6 protein-coding genes are annotated in these 4,491 nt (G+C 35.9%); 5 read left to right on the forward strand and 1 reads right to left on the reverse strand.

Annotated features, from left to right (window positions below; translation table 11 throughout):
- The first annotated feature begins 167 nt into the window (after positions 1-167).
- Positions 168-689: a sigma-70 family RNA polymerase sigma factor gene (locus tag V7654_RS12215; protein WP_335430603.1), complete on the forward strand. Its 522-nt coding sequence runs from the start codon at positions 168-170 to the stop codon at positions 687-689.
- Positions 679-1,311 (forward strand): hypothetical protein, encoded by a 633-nt coding sequence (locus tag V7654_RS12220; protein ID WP_335430604.1) that lies wholly within the window; start codon positions 679-681, stop codon positions 1,309-1,311. The genes V7654_RS12215 and V7654_RS12220 overlap by 11 nt, the downstream gene beginning before the upstream one ends.
- Before the next feature lie 55 nt (positions 1,312-1,366).
- Here V7654_RS12220 and V7654_RS12225 read toward each other — a convergent pair whose 3' ends face one another.
- Positions 1,367-2,008: an alpha/beta family hydrolase gene (locus tag V7654_RS12225; RefSeq protein ID WP_335430605.1), complete on the reverse strand. Its 642-nt coding sequence runs from the start codon at positions 2,006-2,008 to the stop codon at positions 1,367-1,369.
- 342 nt (positions 2,009-2,350) lie between these two features.
- Between V7654_RS12225 and V7654_RS12230 the strand changes: the two genes are divergently transcribed.
- The 3 genes from V7654_RS12230 (at position 2,351) to V7654_RS12240 (ending at position 4,384) form a co-directional block, all read left to right on the forward strand.
- Positions 2,351-2,974 (forward strand): class I SAM-dependent methyltransferase, encoded by a 624-nt coding sequence (locus tag V7654_RS12230; protein WP_335430606.1) that lies wholly within the window; start codon positions 2,351-2,353, stop codon positions 2,972-2,974.
- A 164-nt stretch (positions 2,975-3,138) separates the two neighbouring features.
- Positions 3,139-3,417 carry a YkvA family protein gene (locus tag V7654_RS12235; protein WP_335430607.1) on the forward strand — a complete coding sequence of 93 codons (279 nt, stop codon included), beginning with the start codon at positions 3,139-3,141 and terminating at the stop codon, positions 3,415-3,417.
- A 136-nt stretch (positions 3,418-3,553) separates the two neighbouring features.
- Positions 3,554-4,384, forward strand: coding sequence for an STAS domain-containing protein (locus V7654_RS12240; protein WP_438825291.1), 831 nt, complete (start codon positions 3,554-3,556; stop codon positions 4,382-4,384).
- Positions 4,385-4,491: the final 107 nt, after the last annotated feature.

Genomic DNA, 4,491 nt, shown 5'->3' on the forward strand with positions numbered 1-4,491 from the left:
CTCACCTGACGCCCCGCGGAAAACGAGGGCCTGGAGCGGAAATCAACAGTCTAATTTACAATGCCTTTACTATAAAAAGTTTTTTAAAAAAATTAAAAGTTATAAAGCCAAATGAACGAATCTACCGTCTAATGGTTAGAAAGACAGTTAAGGAGGTGGCTTAGCAGGTGGATTTAATTAAAAAAGCTCAAAGAGGAAATGACAAAGCGTTTTTAACACTTTTTCAACAATACGAGCAGGATATCTACCGTATGGCATATATCTATGTGAAAAACCAGAATGACGCTCTCGACGTGGTGCAGGAAACAGCTTACCGTTCATTCAAATCAATAGAAACATTAAAGGAGCCAAAATATTTCAAGACCTGGCTGATGAGGATTGCCATCAGCTGCTCATTGGATATCCTGAAAAAAAGAAAAAATGTTGTTCAGCTTAATCCAGAATTCGAAGAATATATTTCGGGTCAGGTCAATGAAGATATCATCTCGGAAATCACTCTTAAAGATTTGATCAATCAACTCGAGGCTAACGAAAAAAGTGTCATTCTCTTAAGATTCTATCAAGGTTTGACTCTTCAGGAGGTTTCAGAGACACTCAAAATTCCTTTAGGTACGGCAAAAACTATTCTTTACAGAGGTTTAAACAAGCTAAGGAAAAATTTGAAGGGAGATGAAGCAAATGAGCGATAAACTGATTAAAGAAATTAATAAGATCGAAATCCCGCGAGAGCTTAGTGAACGCAGCAAAATAGGAATCGAAAAAGCAAAAATGGAAGCTCCTAGGTCTAAAAAGAAGTGGTACATTCTTGCAGCACCTGCTTTAGCTGCCGCAGTTGCTTTATCCATTGCCGGCCATGGACTGCTTTCAAATAATACGCCAGAAAATCCTGTTATCAAAACGGTTGAATACAGTCATACTTTTGATGTATCAGACCCAAATAGGCTGGTAGGCTGGGCTGATAATGTATTCATCGGAAAGGTTGTTGATCAATCCGGTACAAAGTCGTTGGGTGGATTGCCTGAAACACAATTCAAGGTAGAAATAATGAATACGATAAAAGGAGAGGAAAAAGGGACTGTAATTGTAAATCAACAGGGTGGCTATGACGCTAATGAATTAATCCTTGTCGAAAATGATCCCTTGCTTGTCAAGGGTAAAAGTTATTTATTCGTTACCAAATATTTAAAAGAAGAAAACTGGCATACGCTTGTACCGGTTTATGGAGACATTGAAATCACCAGTGAAAGTCAAAAAGAGGAATTAATCGAAAAATATAAAAAAGCCTATCAGGAGCAGATTCCATTTGAATAAAAACAAAAAAGACCAAATACTGTTTGGTCTTTTATATGTTCAAAATTAAAAACCTTTAAAAATTACTAATCTCAGTGATTACCCTTTTCAGGACATCAATAGACTCAATTGGCCTGTCTGCATAATTTAGGCTATGTTCTGTTCCTGGAATTAAAATAGAAGTCATCGTTTCTTTTGTATCAAGCTGTATGAATCTTTCTTTTAAATAGCATGGATCTTTTTCGCCGATTATGCAAAGTCCTGGCTGGGTTGATGAAAGCATCTTGTCAAAAACCATGTCTAAATGTAAAAGTGGGGTCAGCCAAATCACGCATGCATCGGGAAATTCGTTTCGCTGTATGATCGAAGACAATGCGATTGTACCGATTGATTTTCCAATCAAAGTGAATTTTTCATATGTATGGTTACTTAACAGCTGATCAAGCACTGCATTAACATCTATGGTAATCTGTTTTATTTGTTCATCAAGCTCCATAGAATCAGATTCTTCCGTAGTATAGTCATAGTTAACATGAAGGACATCATAACCTTTATTTAAAAATACGCCCGTAGAATAATGAAAAAGAGGCCCTTGAACGGTGTATCCTCTGCCAGGAAACATGACCGCCAATCGTCCTGAAGCTTGATCCTGCTGGAAAAGCTGATAGCTAACAGGAATTTTTTTGTACCCAACAGCTGTATTTTTCAAAATTTTCACTAGAACCTACCCCTTAAAAGTTTTCTTCATTATACATGAATTTAGATTATTTGGTATATTTTTCTACTAAATCTTTACTTTCAAAAAATTTATTTCTGTTAAGAGAATTCCATAATAATGTTATGTAAACAACAAACAATCTTTACAACCCCGATTTTCCTTGACTCCAGCTCATCGTTTTCGAAATAATCCCAGAAGTTAACAAGATGCATTACCTGAACAAAGTGCAATAGGGCCTTCTTTTAAGGGAAAACAAATAAATGATTTCAATTTTTTATTCAGACATACGTACATGTGTTAAAATTAAAGAATATTCGGCAAAAGAAGAATTGGAGTTTAGATATGCAATTAATAAAACGACTCAAAGAATATATCGATTCTCAATATGGATTGCCAACTGGAGCAATAGGCTCGTATATCGGCGAAAAAATGGTCAGACAGCATCAGCCGGAAACCATATGGACACTTGAATTACTAGAATTAAAAAAAGAAGAACTAATTCTGGAACTAGGGTGTGGGGCAGGTTATGCCATAAAAAGGATTCTTGAGAATGATTCTGTAAAATACATAATCGGTTTGGATCTATCAGAGACAATTTTAAAATCAGCCAGATTGAGAAATAGGCATGAAATAAATAAAGGACGAGCAGAATTAGTTCAAGGGAATGTAATGCAGCTGCCTTTTGAAAATCAGCAGTTTACAAGGGTATTTAGCATTCAATCCATCTATTTTTGGGATCATATTGATGAAACTCTTTCAGAAATATACAGAGTTCTTAAAAATGATGGCAAAATGGTCCTGACTCTCAGCAACGGAAAAGCTGGCATTATGTGGAACGGTATTATTGAGATGGTAGAAATCGAGGTCATACCTTATATGAAGAAAATAGGATATAAAAACATTGAAACAGTTATAGGACCTGACTCTAGACAATACCATACAATAGCCATCATAGGTGAAAAGTGATGAAGCAGCAGCTATCCAGCTGCTGCTTTTAATATGAATGGAAATCGAAACTTTTTCATTGCCAAAACGTAAATATAAAGCCTTCTAGTATTGATAATTTGGTTTCAAAAGAAACATTATTGTGTAAGAGGATATAAAGCATTACAAGTAAAGGAGAGATCATTATGAAAAAGTTTTTAAAAAGGATTCGACTGATTTTTAAAGTGAAGAAGTTTTTCCCTTTTCTAATAGAATTTTTCACCTCAAAAACTGTGGCTGTTAAAAATAAAGTCATATCACTGGGTTTAATAATTGGATATTTTCTATTTCCATTTGATATTATACCTGACTTTTTAACATTGATTGGAGTTGTTGATGATGTAGGTGTACTTTTGTTAGTATTTCAGCAGATCATAAAAATGGCTCCAGAAGATTTGAAAGATAAACACAATCTTAGAATATAATTTCGTAGGGCTGAAACTGTAGATTCCAAGAAATGTCTGATATAATTCTTTTTAACGGACAAGGGAAAATCTATCCATCTCTCCCTGGACCGTTAAGATTATATAGATCATCATTACAGATGGTGGGGGAATGAACGTGCACAGGAATCAATCCTTATATACATATTTAAAGGGGAAAACACGTAATTTAACTGAAGAATGGTACAACAACATTGATAAAACGAAAACAGCAGGGGTATATGCCTCAAATGATCCAAAGGTAATCGAGGCCTTAAAGGACCAGAACCACGAATTTCATCTTCACTTTATTGAGGTTTTTGATAAAGAGGAAGATGAATTTTTCAAGGAATTTGAACCATGGATCATTAAGATTGCCAGTGATATTGAACATATCAATACACCGATCCAATATGTCATCAGGGAATTCAAAAATGTCAGAAACCAGTATTTCTACTATGTAAATAAGTTTGCAGAGTTAAACAAGGATGTATCTAGACAGGACAGAGATGCATGGTTTGACATCATACTCAAAGAATTTGATGAAGTTATATTAAGGTTCATTGAAGCGACGTATAAATACTCTCAAAATGTATTGAAAGCCCAGCAGGAAATGATCCATGAACTAAGTGCACCAGTTATTTCCTTAAGTAATCATCAAGGGTTGTTGCCATTGATCGGCGATATTGATACTTCAAGAGCAAAGATGATCCTTGAACACACTTTAAGGCAATGTGCGGAGAGAGAGATCCATCATCTATTTGTGGATCTTTCAGGTGTGGCAATGATTGATACAATGGTAGCTCATCAATTGTTCCAGCTGCTTAAGGCGTTAAAACTCATCGGAGTTAAGACAACTCTTTCCGGCATTAGACCTGAAATTGCCCAGACAGCTGTACAGCTCGGACTCTCTTTTGATGGTACAATTATCAAAAACAGCCTGGCGCAAGCGCTCGACCATAAAAAATGACAAACAGGCGGCTTCCCTTTTAGGAAGCCGCCTGTTTGTCGACAAAGATACAGTTCGCCAATCTTTATTAAAACCCTGTTGATTGGAGTGGAAGGCGCGAAGACTCC

Source organism: Bacillus sp. JJ1609 (genome assembly GCF_036967045.1).
Taxonomy (GTDB): domain Bacteria; phylum Bacillota; class Bacilli; order Bacillales; family Cytobacillaceae; genus Mesobacillus.

What these genes read in the sequence shown, in the direction of transcription:
- V7654_RS12220 (WP_335430604.1), top strand. Translation starts at nt 679, where the DNA reads ATGAGCGATAAACTGATTAAAGAAATTAATAAGATCGAAATCCCGCGA.
- V7654_RS12230 (WP_335430606.1), top strand. Translation starts at nt 2,351, where the DNA reads ATGCAATTAATAAAACGACTCAAAGAATATATCGATTCTCAATATGGA.
- V7654_RS12235 (WP_335430607.1), top strand. Translation starts at nt 3,139, where the DNA reads ATGAAAAAGTTTTTAAAAAGGATTCGACTGATTTTTAAAGTGAAGAAG.